The sequence below is a fragment of the Nitriliruptor sp. genome, from assembly GCF_040882075.1.
GTDB lineage: Bacteria > Actinomycetota > Nitriliruptoria > Nitriliruptorales > Nitriliruptoraceae > Nitriliruptor.
In genome coordinates, this window is record NZ_JBBEBZ010000228.1 from 1 (window position 1) to 22,777 (window position 22,777).

Consider the following 22,777-nt stretch of genomic DNA (forward strand, 5'->3'; position numbering starts at 1 on the left):
CCGGTCGATGCCTGCGCCGGCGAAGCCGAGCAGGGCGGGCAGCAGGGTGATGGAGGCGAGCACCATCACGGCGACCACGATCGCGGCGGACGCCCCCATGATCGTTGCGGCCGGGATCCCGGCGACCACGAGCCCCCCGATGGCGATGATGACCGTTCCACCGGCGAAGACGACCGCTTGGCCGGCGGTGGCGGTGGCTCGCCCGATCGAGTCCATCACCTCGGTGCCCTCGGCGAGGTTCTGGCGGTGGCGGGTCACGATGAAGAGGGCGTAGTCGATGCCTGCGCCGAGCCCGAGCATGACTCCGAGGAGCAGGCTGGCGGAGGGCACGTCGACGACGACGGCGAGCAGTCGGATCAGTCCGGCGCCAGCAGCGAGCCCGAACAGGGCGAGGCCGAGCGGGAGCCCGGTCGCGATGATGGAGCCGAACGCGACGAGCATGATCACGAGGGCAGCAGCGACCTTGAAGGCCAGCTCGGTCCCGCCCAGCTCCGGTGACTGGAAGTAGGACGGCAGCTCACCGCTGAGCTCCACCTTCAGCCCGAGCCCACGTCCGACCTCGATGGCCGCATCGAGCTCGTCGACCGCGCCCGAGCCGAGCTCGCCGATCGGCAGGCTGTAGCGCACGTCGGCGAAGCCGATCGTGCCGTCGGCCGAGAGCGACCCGCCGCGGCCCTCGAGCGGGTCGCCGACCACCGCGACCGCCGGGATCTCGCCCACCGATCCGAGCGTGGCCACCACGGCGGCAGCCTGGTCCTGGTCGGTCAGGGGCCCGTCCGGCGAGTGGAACACCACGCGGGCCGAGCCGCCCGACTGCTCCGGGAAGCGTTCCTCGAGGAGTTGCTGTGCGGCGTGGGACTCCGTGCCCGGGATCCCGAACTCCTCGCTGAACTCCCCACCGAACGCCTGGGCGAGCCCGATGAGCAGCACGGCTGCAAGCACCCAGACCAGCACCACACGACGGCGGCGACCGGCCGTCCACGTCCCCACCCTGTACAGCCAGCCGGTCATGAGCATCTCCTGACGTCGTGGGTCTCGGCGTCGACGGACGCGACAGCCTTTTAGAGACGAAGTGTCTCGAACATACTCTGATACAGTTCGTCCCGCAAGTCTGACCGTGTGTGCCGAACCGATCGAGCTGACATGTCGCACCGCCGACCGGTCCAGGACCCGCCAACGTCCCTCGACGACGTGGACCCCCGGGTCGTGCGCACGCGCCAGGCCGTCCGAGAGGCGGTCCGTCGCCTCGTGCAGCGCGCCGGCTTCGAGGCGGTCTCCCACCAGGAGGTCGCGACGGAGGCCGGGATCGGCCGGGCCACCGTCTACCGGCACTGGCCCAAGCGGACGGATCTGCTGCTGCACGCCCTGGCCGAGGTCGAGGCGCCGCACGCCAGTCAGAGCAGCGGCGAGCTCGCCACCGATCTCGCCCGTGAACTTGGGCGCCTGCAACGCACGATGAGCTCACCGCTGGTCCCCGAACTCATCGCGCTGATCGGGCGTGCCGAGTGGAACCCCGAACTCCGCACGACCCAGACCGAACTGCTCGCAACCGGCACTTCCGGGCTACGCCGCGCGCTCGAGGCGGCCATCGGCCGCGGCGAACTGCCCGCAGACCACGACCTCGACACCGCGATCGCCCGGCTCGCCGGCCCGCTGTTCTACCGCCGTGTCCTGGCCCGGGCCCCCCTCGAGGACGCGTTCGTCACCACGATCATCTCCGCCTACCTCAACGAGGTAGCTGCATCGGGCTGAACTGCTGAGGGAGGGCGCCCGTCGCTCGAGCCCTGATGTGGTCGACGGACCAAGCCCAGAAGCGTCCTGGTGATGATCGCCATGCGGAACTCGTTGCGGCTCGCCCAGGTGCGGCTGGCCAGCACATTGTTCTGGAGCAGGGAGCGATCAGGTCGAGGATGAAGCCGATGGCGATGATCTCGAGCGTCACGGAGCCGCTATGCGGCTCACGTGTCGGTCTCGGTGTCCTGGAGGCTGCCTGGGATGTCGCGGTGGGCGTGCAGGACGCGCAAGACGTCGGGGCGGTCCGCCTGCTCGAGGTAGAAGATGAGGTAGGGGAACCGTTGAACCGGGTGTACCCGCAGTCCCGGCCAGTCGAGTTCGACGGCGTAGCGCGGAGACCCGATCCCGGGTTGCCGGGCGATGAGCGCGAAGGCCTGTTCGACCGCATCGATGAACCGACGTGCGGTAGCGACGTCCACCTCGGCGGCGTAGTGGGCCGCGGTGTCGCGCAGGTCCTGGGTGGCGAGAGCGCGCGGGACGACCTGGTACCGCTCACCCACCGGACGCCGCGTCTACCTCGTCGCGGAGATCGTTGAAGTAGCGATCGTCGGCGACCCGCCCCTGTTCGGAGGCAGCGCCGGCGAGCAGGAGGTCACGAAGGTGCTGGCGGTCCTGGTCGCGTCTGATCAGATCCCGGACGTACTCGCTGGTCGTGCCGTAGCGGCGCTGGGTGATCTGGTCCTCCACGAATGCGCGAAGCGACTCTGGGAGCGAGATGTTCATGGTCGGCATGGTGGCAGTCTACGACGGATTGGCAAGCTTTGGCAAGAGCGGTGTGGGGTGATGATCCGCCGCGGGGAGTTCTGCCTTCCGCCTCGAGTCGCTCATGAAGATCAGCGTGACTCGTTCAGCAAGGTGTACGGAGCGGCGATCGGCCCTTGGACCGCGAACCCAGGTCATGCCCAAACGTGCCCACCGTCACACCCTCAACGACGCTCTATTCGCTCAGTTCGCGTAAGGACACCCCGCGCTCAGGTAGTGGTTTCAACGCCACGGCTCGCTGAACGACCAGGATTTCGTTCGATGAGCCGGAGGTGGGCGGGATGCCAGGAGCACGGTTGAGCCAGGACGAGCGTGAGGAGATCGCGCTCGGGTTGGCCGTACAGCGCAGTTTCGCGGATATCGCCCGACAACTCGACCGGCCGACGTCGACGGTCGCTCGTGAGGTCGACCGCAACGGGCCGCCGCCCCGCGCGGGTCCCGCCGACCTGCTCGTTGGCGACACAGGCTCCAGTGCCCACGGCGAGCCAGACACGATGCGCGTTCGGGTAGACGAAGCCCGGGTCCTCGGCACGTAGGTCGGACCCGGCGTCCCCGATTAGCTCGGACAGCAGCAGCGCGCAGCACGCACAGCGCGGGTCGTAGACAGCCGTCGGATGCAGGATGGCCGCGCGCGCCTCCCGCGCCTCACGCCCGCGGTGGTGGACCACACCGAGGTCCTCGATGGTCGTGCTGGGATCGCCGTCGTGACCGTCAGCGAGCTCACGGGTCGAGCATCGCCACGTCGTAGTAGTTCCCGAGCATCACGGTGTCGGTGTCGGTGTCGCAGTCCCAGCGACCGGGACATCGGTGGACGAACCCGTCGGCGTCGCCCGGCTGCGCTGCAGATGTCAGGTTCGCACCTTGTCGGCGAATCGCTGCCGCGCCGCTTGACGCGACACACCGAGCGCGACCGCGACCTGGTTCCACGACCTGCCGTGGGCCCGGGCGATCTCGACGGCATCCCGCAACCGTGCCTCGTCGTCACGGACGGTCTGTGCAGCATCTGCGATTCCGCGCAGGTCTTCGGTCACCAGCACCCTGGCGGCCTCGGGATCGAGCTCCTCGGCGACCTTCTCGAAGCGTTCCGCCGCGTGTTCGATCTCTTCGTCCGTGTGTTGCATCCGCATCACCCCTCCGTGAGGAACATGTAGAACTTCCGCCGCAACGGCATCGCGTGGATGGCCACGGGGTCGTCGCCTTCGATGTCGAGGACACCGATCTCCAAGAGCGCGCCATCGGTCGCCGCTCCGATCAGCATCGTTAGGTCGTCGGCCATCTCGACCCAGCGCCTCGAGTTGCGAACGGCGTGCAGGATGTCTGCGTCGCTGACGCCATGTTTCCGGGCCGGCTCACCTATCCGCATTCAGACAAGCTACCTTGTCTGTACTCCAGGTCAAACATCATGCGACGAGGGCTGCGCGCATCGTCACCGCGGTGATGGCGTCGGGCGGCGGGTGGCGCCAACGGGCGTGTTGTCCTGGGCGGTGTCAACCGGTTGTTGCAACGAGCTCGACGTCCGCCACGAGGATGGGACCACCCGCTAGCCAGTTGTGGGACCACCTCCAGGGTTCCCGGTCGTGTGGCCAGTTCAGTGCGTGTTCGCCGTATCGACGGGGAGCGCGTGGTCTACCGGGAGATCACCGTGATCGAGATCAAGGAAGTGCTGCGACTGTGGCTGCGCGGCGAGATGGGTCTGTCTGCCGCACAGCAGTGCGCGACGTGTGAGCCGAGCCAAGACCGGTCGACCACTTCCTTGCCCACCTTTGATAAATAACCTAACGTCAGGTTGACGGGTTGTCCTAACAAATAGGAGTTGATGTGATGTACACACGAGGAGTCCGAATCCTCGCCGCAAGCGCCGCGATGGTGCTCGTTGCGACCGCATGCGGTACTGCGGAGGAGGGCGAGGAGGGGCTGGCCGAGGATCTCGCCGGCGGCGCCGAGACCACGGAGGGCGACGATGCAGACAGCGACGCCGGTTCGGGCGCAGGCGGGGACTACCGGATCGGCTTCATCCCGCAGATCGAGGGCATCCCGTACTACGACGGCTTCGAGCAGGGTGCCGCTGCTGCGGCCGAGGAGTTCGGGGTCAGCTTCGAGCAGACCGGTCCGGCGACCGTGAGCTCGCCCGACCAGCTCCGCATCTTCGAGAGCCTGGTCTCGCAGGGCTTCGACGCGATCGCCATCTCGCCGCTGGACCCGACCGCGATCAACTCCTCGATCAACAGCACGGTCGAGTCGGGCATACCGGTGCTGACCTCCGACGCCGACGCGCCGGACTCTGACCGGCAGGTCTTCGTGGCGCAGGCCCTGGATCAGGACCTTGGCTACGCGCTCATGGACGACCTGGCCCGCCAGGTCGGCGAGTCGGGTCAGATCGGGATCGTCTCCGGCATCCCGGACACCGCGAGCCTCGACGCGTGGACAGACGCGATGATCGAGCGCATGGAGAACGAGTACCCCGACATGGAGCTCGTCGGTGGCGTCCGAAACACCGAGGACTCCGAGGACGCCCTGCGCGAGGCACAGGACCTCATGACCGCGTTCCCCGAGATCGTGGGGATCGTCGGCGTGCCGTCGACCGCAGTGCCCGGCGTCGCCCAAGCGGTCCAGAACGCCGATCGCGCGGGCGAGATCGCCGTCATCGGTTACGGATCGCCGAACACCGCCGGTCCCTTCATCGAGGCTGGTGTCATGGAGACGACGGTCCTGTGGAACGTGGAGGAGCTCGGCTACCTGACCGTCTGGGCTGCCATCGAGCTGATCGAAGGTCGTGAGCTCCAGGCCGAGAATGACGTGCCTGGTCTCGACAGGCCGATCGAGTTCGACGAGGAGACCGGCGTCCTGCTGCTCGGTCCGCCCATGATCTTCGACGAGAGCAACTACGCCGACTTCGACTTCTGATCGTGGAAGCCCACGACCGAGCCGAACCGCTGCTGCGCCTGCGAGGTGTTAGCAAGCGGTTCGGCCACACCCAAGCTCTGACCGGGGTGGACCTCGAGGTCCACCCCGGTGAGGTCGTGGCGGTGCTCGGCGAGAACGGGGCCGGTAAGTCCACCCTGATGAAGGTCCTCGCCGGCGTCCACCAACCGGACGCCGGCGAGCTGACCTTCGCGGGGGCGCCCTACGCGCCCCACTCGCCGGCCGACGCGAACGAGCGCGGCATCGTGATGGTGCACCAGGAACCGACGTTCCTGCCGCACCTCACGGTGCTCCAGAACCTCTTCGCTGGACGGGAGCTGACGGGGCGTCTGGGCGGCATCCGGTGGCGTGCTATGCACGGCGAGGCCGTCGAGCTGTTCGCCAGGGTCGGACTCGACGAGGCGTTGCTGGACCGTCGCATGGGCACGCTCAGCCTCGGTGAGCAGCAGCTCATCCTCATCGCTCGGGCGTTCCACCACGATGCGAAGCTGCTCATCCTCGACGAGCCGACCAGCATCCTGACCGCGACGGAGACCGAGCGGCTCTTCGCGCTCGTCGAGCGCTGGTTGCAGCACGGAGCGGTCCTCTACATCACCCACCGCAGCCGCGAGCTGGAGCAGGTTGCTGACCGCGCGATCGTCCTCCGTGACGGCCGTCGGGTCGGTGCGCTCGTCGTGGAGGGGGACATCGAGGACGATGTCGTCCGACTCATGTCTGGGCGGGACCTCGAGGTGCTCGCGTCCGTGGCGACGCGATCGTCGACGGTCGCCGAAGAGGACGTCGCGCTGCGCATCCGTGGACTCGCCGTCCCGGGCGTGCTCGACAACGTGTCGCTCGAGCTGCGGCGCGGCGAGGTGCTCGGCCTGTATGGACTGGTAGGAGCCGGACGGACCGAGATCGCACTCTCGCTGCTCGGTGAGCTCCCGCCGAGCGGTGGGGACGTCGAGCTCATGGGTGAGCCGTACGTGCCGTCGACGATGGCGCACGCGGTCGCGTGCGGGCTCGCCTACGTGCCGGAGGATCGCAAGGCGATGGGGATCTTCCCCTACCTGTCGGTGCGTGAGAACCTCAGCGCAGCCGAACTCGGTCGTCGGAGCGGCCCCCTCAGCATCATCGATCGTGCGGCGGAGCGCCGGCTCGCCCAGCGCTACATCGAGGAGCTAGGCGTCAAGACCGCCTCGATGGACGATCGGATCACGACGCTCTCGGGTGGATCACAGCAGAAGGTGATCCTGGCGCGTTGGCTGGCGACCGACCCGAAGGTCCTCATCCTGGACGAACCGACTCGTGGCATTGACGTCACGACCAAGGCGGAGATCCACCGGCTGATCGCGGGCCTGGCCGAGGAGGGTCTGGCCGTGCTGCTGATCTCCTCCGAGCTCCCCGAGCTGCTGGCGCTGTCTGACCGGGTCGTGGTCCTCCGCGAGGGACGGGTCGAGCTGGAGCTCGATGGCGACGTCATCGAGGAGGAGACGGTGCTACGCGCAGCGTTAGGGAGCGATCTCGTCGGCGGCACGAGAACCGCCAGCAGCCCGGCCAGTTCGGAGCCGGCGGCTGAGGAAGGGACGCCTGATGAGCATCGCTGAGCTCCAGCGGCCGGCGGCGGACCAGACTGCTGCGGAGGCCCGAAGTGTGGTCAACGCCCGCTTAGAACGCATCCGGCGCTTGGCGATCTGGGTCCTGCTGGCCGCGCAACTGGTCGCGTTCTCGTTCCTCCTGCCGAACTTCCTCACGGCAGGCAACCTCGGCAACGTCATCGTGAACTCGGCCGGACTGGCGATCGTCGCGGCGGCGATGACCTTCGTGATCATCCTCGGCTGCATCGACGTATCCGTCGGCTCGATGCTCGGCGTCCTGGCCTGGCTGACGGGTTGGCTCACCACCACCCAGGACATGCCGGTGGTGGCCGTCCTCGGCATCGTGGTGGCGACCGGCGCGCTGATGGGATCGCTCAACGGCTCCATCGTGGCGAAGGGTCGCATGACCGCCATCATCGCCACGCTCGGCATGCTGTTCGTCTGGCGTAGCGTGCTCTACGGCCTCTGGGGCGGACGCGATCTGTTCGCGCCACCCCTCGTCCCGTGGCTTGGCGGGATGCGCATCGGTGTTGTCCCCGTCGTCGGGCTCATCGCCCTCGCAGTCTTCGCCGTGCTCGCCTCCGTCGCGAAGCGGCGCAGGTTCGGGCGGGACATCTACGCCGTCGGGAACGACCGGCAGGCTGCACGGCTCAACGGCATCCCCGTCGACCGGCGCATCATCGGCGCCTTCGCGCTCCTCGGCGCGCTCGTCGGCCTCGCCGCCGTCATGCAGATGGCGCGCGTCGGCGTGGTGCAGGCCTTCACCGGAAGGGACTTCGAGCTCGGTGTCATCGCTGCGGTCCTCATCGGTGGTACGTCGATCACCGGCGGTCGCGGTTCGCTGTCCGGCACCCTGGGCGGCGTCCTCTTCGTGGCGGTGCTGCAGAACGGCATCGTGCTTTCCGGGGTGCCTCCGCTGTGGAACGGCGTCGCGCTCGGCGCGTTCGTCCTCATCGCGGTCGGCTCCGACGTGCTGCTCGAACGCCGTTCGGGGCAGGAGGTCCCAGCATGACTTCTCTCTCCGTGAGCGCTCGTCCGATCCTGACCGACCGCCGGACCATGTTGGCGCTGCTCCTCGTCGGCATGCTCGTCGTCTTCAGTCAGATCTCGCCGGCGTTGGTCCGCCCGACGCTGCTGGTCGACATCACAAAGTTCGGTGTCGTCGTTGGCCTGCTCGCCCTCGGTCAAACGCTGATCATCCTCAGCGGACGTGGAGGCATCGACCTGTCCGTCGGCTCGGCGCTCAGCCTGAGCGGCATCGTCATGGGGCTCGCGGTCAGCGCCGGTGTTCCCGTCTGGCCCGCGGCTGGTATCGCGATCGTGACCGGCGTCCTGCTCGGTGCCTTCAACGGTTTTCTCATCGCGGTCGTCGGCATCCCCGCGCTCATCGGCACCGTTGGCACCCTGTTCCTGTACGGCTCGCTCGCGCTGGTCATCTCGGGAGGTCGAGCCATCAGCGGATACGGCGAGGCGGGGTTCCCCTTCATCGGGCAGGGCACGGTCCTGAACGTGCCGGCCCAACTCCTGCTCGTACTGCTCCCCGCCTACGCCGTCGTGGGTTGGCTGATGGCCCGCACCCGGTTCGGGCGGACGATCTACGAGGTTGGCAACGGCGATCGCGCCGCTCGCCTCGTCGGGCGTTCGCCGCGGGCGCTGCGGTTCTGGCTCTTCTGCATCTCGGGTGGCCTCGCCGGACTCGGTGCCGTAGTGACCAACTCGTGGCTGCAGACCGCGCGTCCCGCCGCTGGCTCCGGGTTCGAACTGCAGGCGGTGACCATCGCCGTCCTCGGCGGCACCCACATCTTCGGCGGGCGAGGCCGGCTGAGTGGCACGTTCCTCGCGCTGTTCGTCGTGATCCTCCTGAATGCCGGTCTGCAGTTCAACGGTGTGGACCAGGTCTGGCAGTCCGGCGTGCTGGGCCTGCTGCTCATCGGGAGCGTCGTGCTCAACAACCTGTTGTCCGGGGAGGGCGACGAGTGAGCGATCCGCTGGAACTCCTGGCCGTCGGCGACGTCGACATCGACATCTACCTTGGCGTGCCACGGATGCCTACCTTCGGCGAGAAGGTGCGAGGTCAGCACCTCGGTCTGCGTCCGGGCGGTGTCGCCGCCAACGTGGCGGTCGCCGCCCACCGCCTGGGTCTGCGAGCCGGCGTCCATGGCGTTGTCGGAGACGACGAACACGGCCGCCTCACGCGTGCCTCGCTGGAGGCCGAGGGGGTCGACCTGCGCGGCCTCGTCGTCGACCCGACGGTCACGACCTTCCTGTGCGTCGTCCACCTCGACGACTCCGGCGAGAAGGCCCTGACGCTCGCGGATACCGGTTGCCTGTTCCCGACCCGCGGTCAGCTCGACGTGCAGGCGCTCCGGACCAGCGAACGCGTCCACGTCGCACCCTTCGCTCTCGACAACGCCGCCGTCGCGCTCGACCTGGCGAAGGCGGCCGGGGCTCGGACCAGCATCGACCTCGAGCCGGGTTCCATCGGCCGAGGGTTCCCGGACATCGAACCTCTGCTCGAACTCGTTGACGTCTGCTTCGTCAACCACCACGCGGCGGCCCTGCTGGCACCGGAGGGCGATCTGCACGTGGCGCTGGCTGAGCTGCACGCCCGAGGCCCGGAGCTGGTCGTCCTCACCCGGGGCCCGGACGGGGCGATCGTCTCGCGCGGCGGCGAGGCGGTGCACGTACCCGGCATCGACATCGAGGTCGTCGACAGCACCGGCGCAGGCGACGCCTTCTGCGCCGCGTTCCTGACCGCACTGCACCGGGGCAACGACCCGTTGGTCGCGGCGGAAGCCGCCGTCGTCGCGGGTGCGCTGGCCTGCCGGGGTGTGGGCGCACAGACCGCCGCACCGACGCGCGACCAGCTCGATGCCGCTCTGACCGACCACCGATCTCGTCGGCGCCACGACGCGCCCGATCCCACCAACGCCATGGAGATGCCCTGATGCCCGCGCCAGCCCCGACCTCCGACATCCTCCGCGAGCTGGTGGACGTGCCCAAGCCCATCATCGGCACCGTGCACGTGGCGCCGCTGCCCGGCTCACCACAGTACGACGGGGCGTCCCTGCGCGAGATCGCGACCCGCGCCGTCGACGACGCGCAGACGTACGTCGACGGCGGCGTCGACATGCTCATCATCGAGAACGCGGGAGACGTCCCCTACCGCCGCCCCGAGCTCATCGGCCCGGAGACGGTCGCGGGTCTCACCGCCGTCGGGGTCGCGGTCCGCGAGGCGCTGCCGGACGTGCCCACCGGTGTGATCGTCGTCGCGCACGCGGTGCAGCAGTCGATCGCCATCGCCCAGGCCATCGGCGGAACGTTCGTTCGCGCGAACCAGTGGGTGAACGCCTACATCGCGAACGAGGGCTACATCGAGGGTGCGGCCGCCGAAGCGTTGCGGTTCCGCGCCGCCATCGGCGCTGGGGACGTGAGGATCTTGGCCGACGTTCACGTCAAGCACGGCAGCCACGCCATCGTCGGCGACCTATCGATCTCTCAGCTCACGCACGACGTCGAGACCTTCGGTGCCGACGTGCTGATCGCGACGGGCCACCACACCGGGGACCCGACCCGCGTCGAGGAGGTCGAGGCGATCAAGACGAGCGCTTCGCGCAGTGTGCTGGTAGGAAGTGGTCTGGATGGCTCGAACGCCGGCGAGCTGCTCGGCGTCGCGGACGGTGCCATCGTCGGGAGCGCGATGAAGTGGGATGGAGTCTGGTGGGAACGGGTGGACCCGGCTCGCGTTGAGGCGATCATGCGCGAGGTGGCGTCGGTGCGATGAACCAAGCCATGAACCCACCGGGTCTCGGCGTCCTCGACCGAGGGCCCGACGCCCCGCCGCTCTACCGACAGCTCACCCGCGAGCTGCGCACGCTCGCGGAGACGGTCGGTCCTGGCGTCCGCTTCCCGAGCGAACGCGAGCTGACCGAGCGATACGAGGTCAGTCGGGTGACGGTGCAGCAGGCGGTCGCGAACCTCGTCCGTTCCGGGCACCTCCGGCGCCAGCAGGGGCGGGGCACCTTCGTGTCCGAACCAAAGATCGAACGCCCCCTCCAGGCGACCAACAGCTTCTCGGAGGACATGCGCCAGAAGGGCCTCCAACCGTCGGCGCGGCTCGTGGCCCACGAACGGCTCGCGGCCAACGGACGGCTCGCCCGTGAGCTCGCGATCGAGGACGGCGGCGACGTCGTCCTCCTCGAGCGGCTCATGCTGGCGGACGGCGAACCCATGGCGGTCCACCAGACCTACCTGCGCGGGGACCGCTGTGCGGCGCTCGTGGAACGCAACATCGATGAACTCCGTGCCGGTGGGTCCCTCTACGACACGCTCGAGAACCGTGGCGGACTCGAACTCGCGGGATCGGAGGAGACGGTCGAGGCCACGCAGGCGTCCGCGGAGATTGCCGATCTGCTCGGGGCGGACGAGGGCGACCCCATCCTCTGGATCGTCCGCCGGACGAGGCTGACCGACGGGACTCCGCTCGAACTGAGCGAGATGAGCTACCGCGCGGACCGCTACCGACTGACGCTGCACACGAGCCGGCGTGCTGGCGCCTGAGCCGGCCGGTCTCGCCCCGCCAGCTGACGGCACCGACCTCGGCATCAGCGTGCTGCCGGGTCACGGCAACCGTGCGTGGGTGACGGCGCTCGAACAGGACGGCGGGACCTACCGCCTCGCGAGCCAGCCGGACGGATCGATCGCGGTCGCATCGGGTTCAGTGCCCGGGGCCGTCCGTGCCTGGGTCGAACGCGGGGGCGTCCTGGTCCTCGACGGCGCTGCTGGTGGCGACGGCGTCGTGCCCGCCGCTAGGCGTGTCACGACCATCGGCGGGTTCGGTCACCCCGAGACGGGGGCCTGGGTTGCGGGACCGGGTCAGGCGTTCCTCCACGAGGGGGGAGGCGCCGGGTCGGTACTCGTGCACGAGGACCGGGTCGTCAAGCACGGCATCGAGCAGGGTCGCTACGCCGCCGTCCACCACCGACGTCTCGGTGCTGGCCACGTGGTGTGGTCCGGGCTGCCACTCACGCTGCAGCTCGAGGCGCACGGCGATCGGCTACGACCGGTCGCGCCCTGGAGCGAGGTGACCGAACGAGCCGCGACCGTGGACAAGGCCGGCGTCAGTGAGACCCTCGCGTGGATGGTGCGGTTCGCGGCGCGACACGCCGGTCTGCCCACCGTCCGTCGGGCGGTGTGGCCGGCCGGCTCGCCGTCGGTGTTCATCCTCCGGGTCGACGTCGACGGTGTCTTCGGCGACCGCGCGCGACAGCTCGGTGCGGTCGCCGAACAACACGGGGTCCAGGCGACCTTCCTGCTCAACCGAGAGCTCGTGGAACGCCACCCAGGCGATCTCGGTTCGTGGCTGGACGCACACGACGTCGGCCAGCACGCCGCGGTCCACGATCTCTACGACGACGCCGAGGCCGATCGGCGCAACGTCAGGGCCGGACACGCGTGGGTGGAGGAACTCACGGGCCGTCGGCCGGTCGGGTTCGTCGCACCTCGCGGTCTCTGGAGCCCCACGCTCGACGCGGCACTCGCGGCACTCGGCTACCGCTGGTCCTCGGACTTCGGTCTGGCTACCGATGGTCGCCCGTTCCGTACGGACAGCTCGGTTCTGCAAGTCCCGGTGCACGCCTACTCGCCCGAACGGGCCGTGATGTTCGCCCGCGAGCAGGGTCGTCCCGAGCCGACGGCCAACGACATCCGCGATCACTACCTGCGTCACCTCGACGAGCAGGTGCGGCTGGGGCGGCCGGTCCACATCTACGGGCACCCCGAGGTGCTCGGTGCGGTCGCGGGGAAGGTCCTACCGGACGTCTTCCGCCGAGTGGAGCAGTTGGGCCTCCCGAAGCTCACCATCGACGAGACCGCCATCTGGTGGGCGAAGCGTGAGAAGGCCGAGCTATCGACCTCCCTTGTCGCTCATCCCACCACACCGGAACTCCACCTGCAGCGGTCCGACCCCGAGGTCGGTATCGAGGTCGAGCTCCCCGCCCCGCACCGCATCGTGCTCGACGGGTGCGACCTCGGACGAGAACGAGGCGTGCTGCAACTCTGAACCGCGCGACATGCTGCTGTGGTTCGGCAGCGATAGCCCGCGGCTCATCGAGCGAGACCACGGCCAGCTACCCGACAACGCTGCGACCGCCCACCACGACCAGCGGGTCAAGATTCGGGGTCTCCCGGCATGAGTGTGGGTCGTTCATGCTCGGGTCTGCCACGGGAGGTTGACGGGGCCGCAGCAGAGCATCACCAGCGCGAGCGCGGCGCTGACGGAGTGGAACCCGAACGCTCGTCGGACGATGAGCCGTACGCGGCGGTTGAGGCCTCGAGCCGTCCGTTGGAGAGGCCCCGTTCGATGGCGGCGAGGATCCCGTCGCGGTGGCGTTGCAGTAGAACCATGCGAGTACGGATCAGGCGGCCGGGGGTTCGAATCCCTCCCAGCGCGCGCACCCCGGAACCCCGGTAGGTGGCCCCAGAGGTCGTTCTGCCGGGGTTCCTGCCGTGTGGCGTCGCTGTCTGGTGCGGGCGGGACCGTCGGGCCGCACTAGCCTCGCGCCCATGATGAGTCCTTCCGGGCGCGGTGACGCCCCACCGGTGCTCGGGATGGTCGGGGCCGGCCAGCTGGCGCGGATGACCCACCAGAGCGTCATCGGGCTGGCGGTGCAGCTCCGGGTCCTCGGCGGCGGACCGATCGACAGCGCCGCCCAGGTGACGCCCGACGCGGTGGTGGGCTCCTGGGACGACCTCGAGCAGCTCGAGGCGTTCGCGTCCGGCTGTGACGTGGTGACCTTCGATCACGAGCTGGTCGATCCTCGGCTGCTGGCGACGCTCGCGGAGCGCGGCCACGTGCTGCGACCGGGCCCCGCGGCCCAGCGCTACGCCCAGGACAAGCTCCACCAGCGACAGCAGCTCGCCGCTGCCGGTTTCCCGGTACCCGACCACCGCGCCGTCACCAGCCGCGACGACCTGCTGGGCTTCGGGGACGCCGTGGGCTGGCCGGTGGTCGCCAAGGCCGTGCGGGGCGGGTACGACGGGAGGGGCGTGTGGATGCTGCCCGACGCCGACGCCGCGCAGAGGCTGTGGGACGAGACGAGCGCGGCCGGGTCGGAGCTGCTGGTCGAGGAGCACGTCCCCATCGTGCGCGAACTCGCGGTCGCCGTGGTGCGCCGACCAGCAGGGGAGCAGCGCACGTACGCCGTCACCGAGACGGTGCAGTCGGACGGGATCTGCGTCGAGCTCGTGGTCCCCGCACCCGTCCCCGCCGAGGTCGCCGCCGAGGCGACGGCGCTCGCCGAGCGGGTCGTGCGACACATCGACGGGGTCGGGGTCGTGGCCCTCGAGCTGTTCCAGACCGCCGACAGCTTGGTGGTCAACGAGCTGGCACTGCGGCCGCACAACTCGGTGCACTGGACCATCGAGGGCGCCCGCACGTCGCAGTTCCAGAACCACGCTCGGGCCGTGTTGGACCTGCCGCTCGGGGACACCGCACTGACGGCGCCGGCGGTGGCCACCGTGAACGTCCTGGGTCCCGCGGACGGCTCCGATCCCCGGGTGCGGCTGCCGGCGGCGTTGGAGGTCCCCGGTGCCACGGTCCACCTGTACGGCAAGGCAGCGCGCCCCGGGCGCAAGCTGGGGCACGTCACCACGGTCGGCGATGACCCCACGGAGACACGTTTGCGCGCGCGTCGCGCCGCCGACCTGTTGACCGGCGAAGGAGACCAGCGATGAGCAGCGACCAGCCCCTGGTGGGCGTGGTGATGGGCAGCGACTCCGACCTCGAGGTCATGGAGCCCGCGGCCAGGGTGCTCGAGCGGTTCGAGGTGCCGTTCGAGATACGGGTCGTCTCCGCCCACCGTCGTCCGCACGAGATGCTGGAGTACGGGCGGTCGGCCACCGAGCGTGGGCTGAAGGTCATCATCGCGGGTGCTGGAGGCGCGGCTCACCTGCCCGGGATGCTGGCGTCGGCCACGGATGTCCCGGTGATCGGCGTCCCCGTCCCGTTGCGGTACCTCGACGGGATGGACTCGCTGCTGTCGATCGTGCAGATGCCCAAGGGCGTGCCGGTCGCCACGGTCTCCGTGGCCGGTGGTCACAACGCCGGCCTGCTGGCGGTCCGTATGTTGGCGATCGCCGACGACCGGCTGCTCGCCGCGCTCGCCGAGCACCGCGACGAGATCGCCGAGCAGTCGCGCCAGGCCGATCAGGGCGTCAGCAGCCGGTCGGGACGTGGCGTGGGGTTCGGTCGGTAGGTCTCAGTCGCCCGAGATGAAGAACTGCCAGTCACCCTCCGCGGTGATGCCCAGGCGCCAGCCCAGCCACTGGCCGTCGGCGACGCCCGCCAACGAGGCCGATCGCCCGGCCAGGACCATCTTCCCCCTGGCCGGGCGCCGGCGTCAGGGCCAAGGACCCTTGCCCGGGGCGCAGGCAGCGATGAGCATCTCGGTCCTGGCGGAGGAGCTATCCAGCGAGATGTCGGGACGCGAGCGCGGGTCGGGTGGGTGCCGCCGATCTCGCCCGTGGCCGGTGGTCGCCGTACGGTGCCGGGCCGACGCCGAGCGAGCCCGGAGCGAAGCATGTCCGACGAGAACGAGTGGCTCCGCCTGACCCGTGAGGATCCCGGTCACTCCTCGTGGTACATCGAACGGATGCGCGCGAAGACCGCTGCCGGTGAGGACCTCGCCGGGGAAGCGCGGCTGATCGACGCGATGGTGTCTCGTGGGTCGCGCATCCTGGACGCCGGCTGCGGTCCCGGCAGGGTCGGCGCGTTCCTCACCGACGCGGGCCACGAGGTGGTCGGCGTCGACATCGACCCGGCCCTGATCGCCGCGGCCGAGGAGGACCACCCGGGTCCTCGGTGGCTCGTCGACGATCTGTCGACCCTGGACCTGCCTTCGCGCGGCATCGACGAGGGGTTCGACGCGATCGTCTGCGCTGGCAACGTCCTGACGTTCCTGGCGCCGGAGACCCACGTCGCGGTGCTCGCCAGCCTGCGCGCACACCTCCGTGGAGGCGGACGCCTCGTCGTCGGCTTCGGGACCGACCGCGGCTACGAGGTCGACGACTTCCTCGAGGACGTGGGGTCCGCGGGTCTGGTCGTCGACGTCCTGCTGTCCACCTGGGACCTCCAGCCGTACGCGCAGGGCGACGGGTTCCTCGTGGCGATCCTGCGGCCCGAGCGTGAGGCGGGCACGACCGACGGCGACCCGACCTGATCGCCGACCACGCGTCGCGGACCGCGGTTCTCCGGCACCGGACCGGCTGAGCGGAGACCGGCTGAGCGGGGGCGACCGGGCCGTGCGGCCGAGCCGAGGTCGCATCGCTCTCGAACCCCCGGTGTCCCCGACACCGGAGCCCCCGTGGCCGCCTCACCACCTCGCCTTCCTCGCCTCGTGCTCCGCGCGCTCTGTGCCGTGCTCCTCGCGACCCAAGGTGTGGTCCACCTGCGGCCGTGGGCCAGTGGGTTCTCCGCGGTCCCCGTCATCGGCCCCCTGTTCCTGGCCGGTGTCGTGGCGGCGTTCGTCCTGGCGATCGCCGTCCTGATCACCGACGACGTGCGGGTCCTGGCCGGCGGGGTGCTCCTGTCGCTCGGACAGCTCGTGGCGTTCACCGTCGCCAGCACCGTCGGGCTGTTCGGGTTCGCGACCGAGTTCACCCTGACGGGCGCCGAGGGCGCGGCGGTCTGGTCCGAACTGCTCGCGGTGCTCGTGCTCGTCGTCCTGGCTCGCTCCGGCCGACGCGGAACCGTCGTGGCCGCCGCCTGAGCCCAGGGTTCCCCGCGAGCGGCACCCACCGAGGAGCCCGGCCCCCTCGGCCGGGCTCCCAGGCGTACGGACCCTGGCCGAACGGTCGCTCCCTCGGTCGAACGGGCCAAGCCGATGCGGTCGTCGGGGCGAACCACCCGCGACTCCGACGGCCCCGACGGCCGCGGACCACCGGCCGGTGACGGCCGGCGCACACCACGAACCACCACGAGGAGACCCCCTGATGCGAGACCTGAGAAGGATGACGAGGACGATCGCCGCGGTGAGCGCCGCCGGCCTGGTGCTGGCGGCCTGCTCCACCGACGAGCCGGACACCGCTTCGACCGACACCGACGTCGAGGCGCCGGCCGACGAGGAGCCCACCGACGAGGAGCCCACCGACGAGCCGACGACCGAGGACGAGCAAGCGTCGACGGACTTCGCGGTCGCCATCGAGAGCAGCGGCGACCCGTACGCCGACGCCAAGGCCGCCGCCCACCACGTCCGTGAGGGAGCCAAGACGCTCTCCGGCGGGGTCATCGCGGCTGCCGGTTTCGAGGGCGGTGTCGACGACACGGCGACCGAGATCCGCGCGGGTCTGACCGGCCTGCTGCAGGAGCACGTCTACCTGGCCGGCTACGCCGTCGACGCGGCCTACAGCTTCGGTGCTGACAGCGGCGAGTTCGAGCTCGCGGCCGCAGCCCTCGACGAGAACTCGGTCGAGCTCGCCGACACCGTCGGCTCGGTCGCCGGTGACGAGAACCGCGAGGCGTTCCTCGAGCTGTGGCGCCAGCACATCGGCTTCTTCGTCGACTACGCGGTCGCCACGGCCGGGGACGACGAGGAGGGCAAGCAGCAGGCGCTCGACGACCTCCAGGGCTACACCGGTGACGCCGGCGCGTTCTTCGAGGAGATCACCGGTGGCGAGCTGCCGGCCGACGCCGTCACTGCCAACCTGCAGATGCACATCGACACGCTGGCCGCCGCCATCGACGGCTTCGCCGCTGGTGACGCGGGTGCGTTCGACTCGCTCAAGGAAGCGGCTGACCACGTGGTCGAGTCCGCGGCCATCCTCTCCGGCGGCATCGCGGCCGCGATCGACGCGGACGGTGCGACCGACTCCGAGGCGTCGCAGTTCCGCTCGGGCCTGACCGCCTCGCTCCAGGAGCACGTCTACCTCGCCGGCATCGCGGTCAAGACCGCGTACGCCGAGGGTGCCGACAGCCCGGCGTTCGAGGCTGCAGCCGCCACGCTGGACCGCAACTCGGTCGAGCTCGCGGACGGTATCGGCCAGGTCGCTGGTGACGACAACCGCGACGCGTTCCTCGAGCTGTGGCGCCAGCACATCGGCTTCTTCGTCGACTACGCGGTCGCCACCGCCGGTGGTGACGAGCAGGCGCAGGTCCAGGCCATCGACGACCTCGAGGGCTACACCGGTGACGCCGGCGCCTTCTTCGAGGACGTGACCGGCGGCGAACTGCCCGCCGATGCGGTCGCCGAGAGCCTGCGTGGGCACATCTCCACGCTGGCCGGCGCGATCGACTCGCTGAACGCCGCCATCAACGGCTGAGCACGAGGTTCCACCCGGAGGGCCCGCTCCCGTTCCACGGGGCGGGCCCTCGCCTTCCGACACCACCCGCGTCGTGATACCACGACCGAACGAGGAGCCTCACGTGCGAGCTCACGTGGTCACCCTGCTAGCCGTCGCTGCTCTGACCGTCGGTTGCGCGTCCGGACCGGACGAGACGGCCAGCGACGAACCCTCGAGTTCGGCTCCCGCCGCGCCGGACGTCGCGGACGAGGACGCGACGTCGGAACCCGCCCCGACGGGTGCCCGCGTGACCGAGGAAGCCGGCGACGTCGAGATCGACATCAGCATGTTCAGCTTCGACGGCGACGTCGTCGAGATCACCGTCGGCCAGACGGTCACCTGGACCAACCAGGACGCCACCCGGCACACCGTCACGAGCGGCGTCGACGGCGAGCCGAACGGCACGTTCGAGGTCGCCTTCGCCGATCGCGGTGACACGGCCTCGGTGACCTTCGACGAGCCCGGCGAGTACCGCTACTTCTGTTCACCGCACAACTTCATGGTGGGGACCGTGATCGTGACCGAGTGACCCCGCCGCCGCGTGGTCGCTCACCGACCTCACCGATCTCGGCGGCCGTGTGGCCGCTCAGGTCTGGTCATCTCTCGCTGGTCCCGCCCAACCGGGTGGCCGACGCCACCGAACCTCCCCCGACGGCCGCCGGCGTCCGCCGCTCTCGAGCATCCGTGAGAGCACGGGCCCACCCACGAGCCGCATCCGACGATCGACGACCGAGGTGGACCCCGTGACGACCCGAACCCGCACCACGACCATGAACCCCGTCCGACTGTTGCTCACGCTGACAGCCATGACCGCGCTGATCGTCGTCCTGGCGCTCGCGAGCCCGGCTGCGGCGCAGTTCGTCGACCAGGGCCCGTCCGACACCGACACCGCGGCTGCGGATGATCAGGTCGACGACCAGGGCACCTCCGAGCAGGAGACCGCGCCGGTCGGCGGCGTCGACGCTGGCTTCGGCGGCGCGGCGATCGAGGACGGTGCCGGGCTCGGCGCTCCTCACGCCGCAGCGTTCGCGCTCCTGATCCTCGCTCTCGTCGGTCACCTCGCCAACGCCCGGCGGCTCGCACCCGTCCGCGCCTGAGCCAGGTGACCGCGCCGCACGCCACCGCCGAGGGACCGGGGCCCATCGCCTCGCGTCTCTCGGCGCTGTCGTGCGTCACGGTCCTGATCGCCACGGTGCTGCTCTCGTGGACCTCGACGCCCCCACCTGAAGCCCTCAGCACCGTCCCGACTTCGGCCACCTCCGTAGCGGTTCCTTGGTTCGAGGTCGATGCGCCCGCCCCGGTCCGGGTGCGGTCGGACGCGGTCGATATCGAGGCGACCACCATCCCGCTGGGCACGCGTGAGGACGGGGGCCTCGAGGTCCCCGACGATGCCTACACCGCGGGTTGGTTCACCGGGCGCTCCAGCCCCGGCGAGCGGGGACCTGCGGTGATCGTCGGACACGTCGACTCGCGCCAGGGTCCGGGCGCCTTCTGGGAGCTCCCCGACCTGGAGTCGGGCGATCGGGTCAGCGTCGAGCGCGAGGATGGGACCAGCGTCCACTGGCGTGTCGATCGCGTGGAGCAGCACCCGAAGGACGACTTCCCGACCGACGAGGTCTACGGGTGGACCGAGGCGCCGACCCTGCGCCTGGTCACCTGCTCGGGGGCGTTCGACCGCGCCGCTCGGCGGTACGTCGACAACACCATCGTGTTCCTCGTCCTCGACGACACCCAGGACTTCGAGCCGACGCGGCTCGCGCCCACCGGTGTCGTGGGCCACACCGTGGCGCCGGAGGCCCGACCCCTCGGCTCGAGCGGCTCGAGGCCGGGTGGTGTGGCCGCGCGTCCGACCGACCCGACCTCCGGCGGGGACCGTCGTGTGCCCATCCTCCTCGCGGCGCTCAGCGTGCTCGGATCGTCGGGTCTACTCGCGCGGGAGTGGAGCGTGCGCGGGTAGCCTCCGTGGCCGGGGACCGACGATCGGGAGCGGCCGCGTGAGCCAGTCCCGGATCCTGCACGTCGACGACGATGCGGACATCCGCTTCCTCGTCGAGCTGACCCTCGACCAGTCACCCGATCTCGAGTTGCGCTCGTACGCGTCCGGGGGCGAGGCCCTCGCAGCGGCCCGGGAGGATCCGCCCGACCTGGCGCTCGTCGACGTCATGATGCCCGGCATGGATGGCATCAGCCTGGCTGCGGCCTTCCGCGAGACGCCCGGCTTGGCCGCCGTCCCGATCATCTTCGTGACCGCGAAGGCCTACCCCGACGAGGTTGCACGCCTGCGCGAGAACGGCGCCGCGGACGTCATCGTCAAGCCGTTCGACCTCGCGGCACTCGAGGCTTCCGTCCGGCGGATCCTGGCCCGGCCCGACGGCGGAGGGGCCGGGGAGAGCAGGTGAGCGCCGACGGCCGTCGGGCCGACCTACCGCTGATCCGCCCTACCGCTGATCCGCCGTCGTCCGGCCGTGGCCAGCGGGTGCGAGGGCGCGGAGCTGCCGCTTGGCTGGTGCCTCCCCGACGAGAGCACGCAGACGTGGTCGCCGACACCCACCCCGAGCAGGTCTCCGCGCACGGCGAAACGCCGACCGAGGACGCCGAGAGCGATCAGAAGGACATCGACACCCACCTGCGCGAGATCGCGGAGATCGCCCGCCCGACGGCCGACGAGGGCCACGTGGCCGAGCACGAGGACGCTCTCGGCGGGGCCGACCCGAACGGGTTCGCGATCGCTCTCATCGAGAACGACGGGACCGAGCACCTCGAGGGGGACGTCGACCAGGTGTTCCCGATCCAGAGCATCTCGAAGGCCTTCGCGCTCACTCTCGCGATGCAGAAGGTCGATCGCGTCTCCGCCGTCGCCGACGAGATCTGGGCGCGCATCGGTCGGGAACCGTCGGGTGACCCGTTCAACTCGCTCGTCCAGCTCGAGCACGAGAAGGGGATCCCCCGCAACCCGATGATCAACGCGGGTGCGCTCGTGGTCGACGACATCCTGCTCGACCACTGCTCGGACCCCACCGCGGAGATCACGGCGCTGGTCAGCGAGCTCGCGGGAGGTGACATCGGGACCAACCACGAGGTCGCGCAGATGGAACGCGACACCTCGCACCGCAACCTCGCGGTGGCCAACCTGATGGCGGACTTCGGCAACATCCGTAACCCCGTCGACGAGGTGCTCGCGCTGTACGTCCACCAGTGCTCGTTGTCCATGTCGACCCGGCAGCTGGCGCGCGCGGTCCGCTTCCTGTCCAACGACGGGGTCGACCCCGCCAGTGGGAAGCGCGTGCTGTCGGACGGGCTCGCCCGCCGGGTGACGGCGCTGATGTTGACCTGTGGCACCTACGACGCTGCTGGGGCCTTCGCGTTCGACGTCGGTCTGCCGTGCAAGAGCGGGGTCGCCGGCGCGATCATGGCGGTGGTCCCGAACCGTCTGGGCGCCGCGGTGTGGTCGCCCGCCCTCGACGACACGGGCAACTCACACGCCGGGCGCGTGGCGCTGCACCACCTCGCCGAGCGGTTCGACCTGTCGATCTTCTGAGCACGCCGGTCCCGGTACGGTCCACGCGTGCTCGGGACCCTGCTCAACGGTGGCGCGATCGTCGTCGGCGCCCTGGCCGGATCCCTGCTCGGGGACCGGCTGCCGACGCGTGTCCGAACCGGGACGACCGACGTGGTCGGGGTGTTCGTGCTGGTGCTCGGCGTCTCCGACGCGCTGGAGACCTTCTCGCCCGAGCTGCGTGCCGCGGTCGGTCCGGCGGCCGTGCTGGTCGTGCTCGGTGCCCTCGTGCTCGGGGGGATGCTCGGGGAGTTGGTCGACATCGAGGCGCGGCTCGCCTGGGTGGGTGAGCGGCTGCGGGACCGCGTCCTCGGCGCGCCGCCCGGCGGTGAGTTCGAGCTCGCCCCCGAACCCTCGGGGCCGGACCGGGACGTCCTCGAGCATCCGCTCGGGGCGAGCGACCCGCGGCACCGGTTCGTCGAGGGTTTCGTCATCACCACGATGATCGTCTGCGTCGGACCGCTGGCCATCATCGGGTCGCTCCAGGACGGCCTGTCGGGTGACATCGAGCTCCTGGCGGTCAAGGCGGTGCTCGACGGCTCGATCGCCTTGGCGTTCGCATCGGCGCTCGGCATCGGGGTCGCGTTCGCCGCGCTCCCGTTGCTCGTGCTGCAGGGCACGATCACCCTGGCCGCTGCGGCCATCGCGCCCGCCCTCACCGAGCCGATGTTGCTCGCGCTCACCGCGACCGGTGGCGTCCTCGTCGCGGCACTCGGGCTGCGGTTGCTCGAGGTACGTGCCGTCCGGGTGGCCAACCTCCTGCCCGCGTTGGTGCTGGCCCCGGTGGCCGCGTCGCTGTTGAGCTGACGCGCCGGCAGCCCGGTGCCGG

General features: G+C 70.2%; 26 protein-coding genes and 1 pseudogene. 22 read left to right on the plus strand and 5 right to left on the minus strand.

Going from position 1 to position 22,777, the window contains the following annotated elements:
• Positions 1–1,011 (minus strand): MMPL family transporter (locus WEB03_RS16380; protein ID WP_368071989.1); only part of this gene is annotated, 1,011 nt, incomplete at its 3' end.
• Positions 1,012–1,143: 132 nt separating this feature from the next.
• On the opposite strand from WEB03_RS16380, the gene WEB03_RS16385 reads away from it, so the two are divergent.
• Complete coding sequence (locus tag WEB03_RS16385; protein ID WP_368071990.1) at positions 1,144–1,752, plus strand: TetR/AcrR family transcriptional regulator; 609 nt, start codon at positions 1,144–1,146, stop codon at positions 1,750–1,752.
• 206 nt (positions 1,753–1,958) lie between these two features.
• Here WEB03_RS16385 and WEB03_RS16390 read toward each other — a convergent pair whose 3' ends face one another.
• Together WEB03_RS16390 and WEB03_RS16395 are read right to left on the minus strand one after the other, a co-directional pair.
• Positions 1,959–2,294 carry a type II toxin-antitoxin system RelE/ParE family toxin gene (locus tag WEB03_RS16390; protein ID WP_368071991.1) on the minus strand — a complete coding sequence of 112 codons (336 nt, stop codon included), beginning with the start codon at positions 2,292–2,294 and terminating at the stop codon, positions 1,959–1,961.
• Positions 2,287–2,526 (minus strand): type II toxin-antitoxin system ParD family antitoxin, encoded by a 240-nt coding sequence (locus tag WEB03_RS16395; protein ID WP_368071992.1) that lies wholly within the window; start codon positions 2,524–2,526, stop codon positions 2,287–2,289. Before WEB03_RS16395 ends, WEB03_RS16390 begins: the two co-directional genes overlap by 8 nt.
• Positions 2,527–2,837: 311 nt before the next feature.
• On the opposite strand from WEB03_RS16395, the pseudogene WEB03_RS16400 reads away from it, so the two are divergent.
• Positions 2,838–3,005 (plus strand): annotated as a pseudogene (locus WEB03_RS16400) (helix-turn-helix domain-containing protein); the annotation flags it as partial.
• 399 nt (positions 3,006–3,404) lie between these two features.
• Here the strand turns inward: WEB03_RS16400 and WEB03_RS16405 are convergent.
• Positions 3,405–3,677, minus strand: a complete 273-nt coding sequence (locus WEB03_RS16405) for a sigma-70 family RNA polymerase sigma factor (protein WP_368071993.1) — start codon at positions 3,675–3,677, stop codon at positions 3,405–3,407.
• A 5-nt stretch (positions 3,678–3,682) separates the two neighbouring features.
• On the minus strand, positions 3,683–3,832 hold the full coding sequence (locus WEB03_RS16410) for a hypothetical protein (RefSeq protein WP_368071994.1): 150 nt from the start codon (positions 3,830–3,832) through the stop codon (positions 3,683–3,685).
• Between the two features lie 366 nt (positions 3,833–4,198).
• Here WEB03_RS16410 and WEB03_RS16415 point away from each other — a divergent pair, with 366 nt between their 5' ends.
• The 20 genes from WEB03_RS16415 to WEB03_RS16510 all read left to right on the plus strand — a co-directional run bounded on the left by WEB03_RS16415 (position 4,199) and on the right by WEB03_RS16510 (position 22,755).
• Complete coding sequence (locus tag WEB03_RS16415; RefSeq protein ID WP_368071995.1) at positions 4,199–4,330, plus strand: hypothetical protein; 132 nt, start codon at positions 4,199–4,201, stop codon at positions 4,328–4,330.
• Between the two features lie 47 nt (positions 4,331–4,377).
• Positions 4,378–5,460, plus strand: a complete 1,083-nt coding sequence (locus WEB03_RS16420; protein ID WP_368071996.1) for an autoinducer 2 ABC transporter substrate-binding protein — start codon at positions 4,378–4,380, stop codon at positions 5,458–5,460.
• A 2-nt stretch (positions 5,461–5,462) separates the two neighbouring features.
• Complete coding sequence (locus tag WEB03_RS16425; RefSeq protein WP_368071997.1) at positions 5,463–7,064, plus strand: sugar ABC transporter ATP-binding protein; 1,602 nt, start codon at positions 5,463–5,465, stop codon at positions 7,062–7,064.
• The gene (locus WEB03_RS16430; protein ID WP_368071998.1) at positions 7,051–8,067 is read left to right on the plus strand and encodes an ABC transporter permease; all 1,017 of its coding nucleotides are present in this window, start codon (positions 7,051–7,053) and stop codon (positions 8,065–8,067) included. The genes WEB03_RS16425 and WEB03_RS16430 overlap by 14 nt, the downstream gene beginning before the upstream one ends.
• Positions 8,064–9,035: an ABC transporter permease gene (locus WEB03_RS16435; protein ID WP_368071999.1), complete on the plus strand. Its 972-nt coding sequence runs from the start codon at positions 8,064–8,066 to the stop codon at positions 9,033–9,035. The genes WEB03_RS16430 and WEB03_RS16435 overlap by 4 nt, the downstream gene beginning before the upstream one ends.
• Positions 9,032–10,003 (plus strand): carbohydrate kinase family protein, encoded by a 972-nt coding sequence (locus tag WEB03_RS16440; RefSeq protein WP_368072000.1) that lies wholly within the window; start codon positions 9,032–9,034, stop codon positions 10,001–10,003. Before WEB03_RS16435 ends, WEB03_RS16440 begins: the two co-directional genes overlap by 4 nt.
• Entirely contained in the window at positions 10,003–10,839 is an 837-nt protein-coding gene (locus tag WEB03_RS16445) for a BtpA/SgcQ family protein (protein WP_368072001.1), read from the plus strand. The genes WEB03_RS16440 and WEB03_RS16445 overlap by 1 nt, the downstream gene beginning before the upstream one ends.
• Positions 10,836–11,615 (plus strand): GntR family transcriptional regulator, encoded by a 780-nt coding sequence (locus WEB03_RS16450; protein ID WP_368072002.1) that lies wholly within the window; start codon positions 10,836–10,838, stop codon positions 11,613–11,615. The genes WEB03_RS16445 and WEB03_RS16450 overlap by 4 nt, the downstream gene beginning before the upstream one ends.
• Entirely contained in the window at positions 11,602–13,116 is a 1,515-nt protein-coding gene (locus WEB03_RS16455; protein ID WP_368072003.1) for a polysaccharide deacetylase family protein, read from the plus strand. Before WEB03_RS16450 ends, WEB03_RS16455 begins: the two co-directional genes overlap by 14 nt.
• A 506-nt stretch (positions 13,117–13,622) precedes the next feature.
• Positions 13,623–14,789 (plus strand): 5-(carboxyamino)imidazole ribonucleotide synthase, encoded by a 1,167-nt coding sequence (locus WEB03_RS16460; protein WP_368072042.1) that lies wholly within the window; start codon positions 13,623–13,625, stop codon positions 14,787–14,789.
• A complete protein-coding gene (gene purE, locus WEB03_RS16465) occupies positions 14,786–15,310 on the plus strand; it encodes a 5-(carboxyamino)imidazole ribonucleotide mutase (protein WP_368072004.1) in 525 nt (174 codons plus the stop codon). The genes WEB03_RS16460 and purE overlap by 4 nt, the downstream gene beginning before the upstream one ends.
• Before the next feature lie 324 nt (positions 15,311–15,634).
• Positions 15,635–16,273 carry a class I SAM-dependent methyltransferase gene (locus WEB03_RS16470; protein WP_368072005.1) on the plus strand — a complete coding sequence of 213 codons (639 nt, stop codon included), beginning with the start codon at positions 15,635–15,637 and terminating at the stop codon, positions 16,271–16,273.
• A gap of 144 nt (positions 16,274–16,417) precedes the next feature.
• Positions 16,418–16,822, plus strand: coding sequence for a hypothetical protein (locus tag WEB03_RS16475; RefSeq protein ID WP_368072006.1), 405 nt, complete (start codon positions 16,418–16,420; stop codon positions 16,820–16,822).
• Positions 16,823–17,084: 262 nt separating this feature from the next.
• Entirely contained in the window at positions 17,085–18,371 is a 1,287-nt protein-coding gene (locus WEB03_RS16480; RefSeq protein WP_368072007.1) for a copper amine oxidase, read from the plus strand.
• A 103-nt stretch (positions 18,372–18,474) separates the two neighbouring features.
• Entirely contained in the window at positions 18,475–18,921 is a 447-nt protein-coding gene (locus WEB03_RS16485) for a plastocyanin/azurin family copper-binding protein (RefSeq protein WP_368072008.1), read from the plus strand.
• A gap of 214 nt (positions 18,922–19,135) precedes the next feature.
• Positions 19,136–19,489 carry a hypothetical protein gene (locus WEB03_RS16490; protein WP_368072009.1) on the plus strand — a complete coding sequence of 118 codons (354 nt, stop codon included), beginning with the start codon at positions 19,136–19,138 and terminating at the stop codon, positions 19,487–19,489.
• A gap of 5 nt (positions 19,490–19,494) precedes the next feature.
• Positions 19,495–20,349, plus strand: coding sequence for a class F sortase (locus tag WEB03_RS16495; protein ID WP_368072010.1), 855 nt, complete (start codon positions 19,495–19,497; stop codon positions 20,347–20,349).
• Between the two features lie 37 nt (positions 20,350–20,386).
• The gene (locus tag WEB03_RS16500; protein WP_368072011.1) at positions 20,387–20,791 is read left to right on the plus strand and encodes a response regulator; all 405 of its coding nucleotides are present in this window, start codon (positions 20,387–20,389) and stop codon (positions 20,789–20,791) included.
• 134 nt (positions 20,792–20,925) lie between these two features.
• Entirely contained in the window at positions 20,926–21,930 is a 1,005-nt protein-coding gene (locus tag WEB03_RS16505) for a glutaminase (protein ID WP_368072012.1), read from the plus strand.
• Between the two features lie 27 nt (positions 21,931–21,957).
• Positions 21,958–22,755, plus strand: coding sequence for a DUF554 domain-containing protein (locus WEB03_RS16510; protein WP_368072013.1), 798 nt, complete (start codon positions 21,958–21,960; stop codon positions 22,753–22,755).
• Positions 22,756–22,777 lie beyond the last annotated feature (22 nt).

Bases quoted from the DNA above. Each gene is read 5' to 3' on its own strand.
- WEB03_RS16385 (WP_368071990.1), top strand. From the start codon at position 1,144: ATGTCGCACCGCCGACCGGTCCAGGACCCGCCAACGTCCCTCGACGAC.
- WEB03_RS16395 (WP_368071992.1), bottom strand. From the start codon at position 2,526: ATGCCGACCATGAACATCTCGCTCCCAGAGTCGCTTCGCGCATTCGTG.
- WEB03_RS16405 (WP_368071993.1), bottom strand. From the start codon at position 3,677: ATGCAACACACGGACGAAGAGATCGAACACGCGGCGGAACGCTTCGAG.
- WEB03_RS16410 (WP_368071994.1), bottom strand. From the start codon at position 3,832: ATGGCCGACGACCTAACGATGCTGATCGGAGCGGCGACCGATGGCGCG.
- WEB03_RS16420 (WP_368071996.1), top strand. From the start codon at position 4,378: ATGTACACACGAGGAGTCCGAATCCTCGCCGCAAGCGCCGCGATGGTG.
- WEB03_RS16430 (WP_368071998.1), top strand. From the start codon at position 7,051: ATGAGCATCGCTGAGCTCCAGCGGCCGGCGGCGGACCAGACTGCTGCG.
- WEB03_RS16435 (WP_368071999.1), top strand. From the start codon at position 8,064: ATGACTTCTCTCTCCGTGAGCGCTCGTCCGATCCTGACCGACCGCCGG.
- WEB03_RS16445 (WP_368072001.1), top strand. From the start codon at position 10,003: ATGCCCGCGCCAGCCCCGACCTCCGACATCCTCCGCGAGCTGGTGGAC.
- WEB03_RS16450 (WP_368072002.1), top strand. From the start codon at position 10,836: ATGAACCAAGCCATGAACCCACCGGGTCTCGGCGTCCTCGACCGAGGG.
- WEB03_RS16460 (WP_368072042.1), top strand. From the start codon at position 13,623: ATGAGTCCTTCCGGGCGCGGTGACGCCCCACCGGTGCTCGGGATGGTC.
- purE (WP_368072004.1), top strand. From the start codon at position 14,786: ATGAGCAGCGACCAGCCCCTGGTGGGCGTGGTGATGGGCAGCGACTCC.
- WEB03_RS16470 (WP_368072005.1), top strand. From the start codon at position 15,635: ATGTCCGACGAGAACGAGTGGCTCCGCCTGACCCGTGAGGATCCCGGT.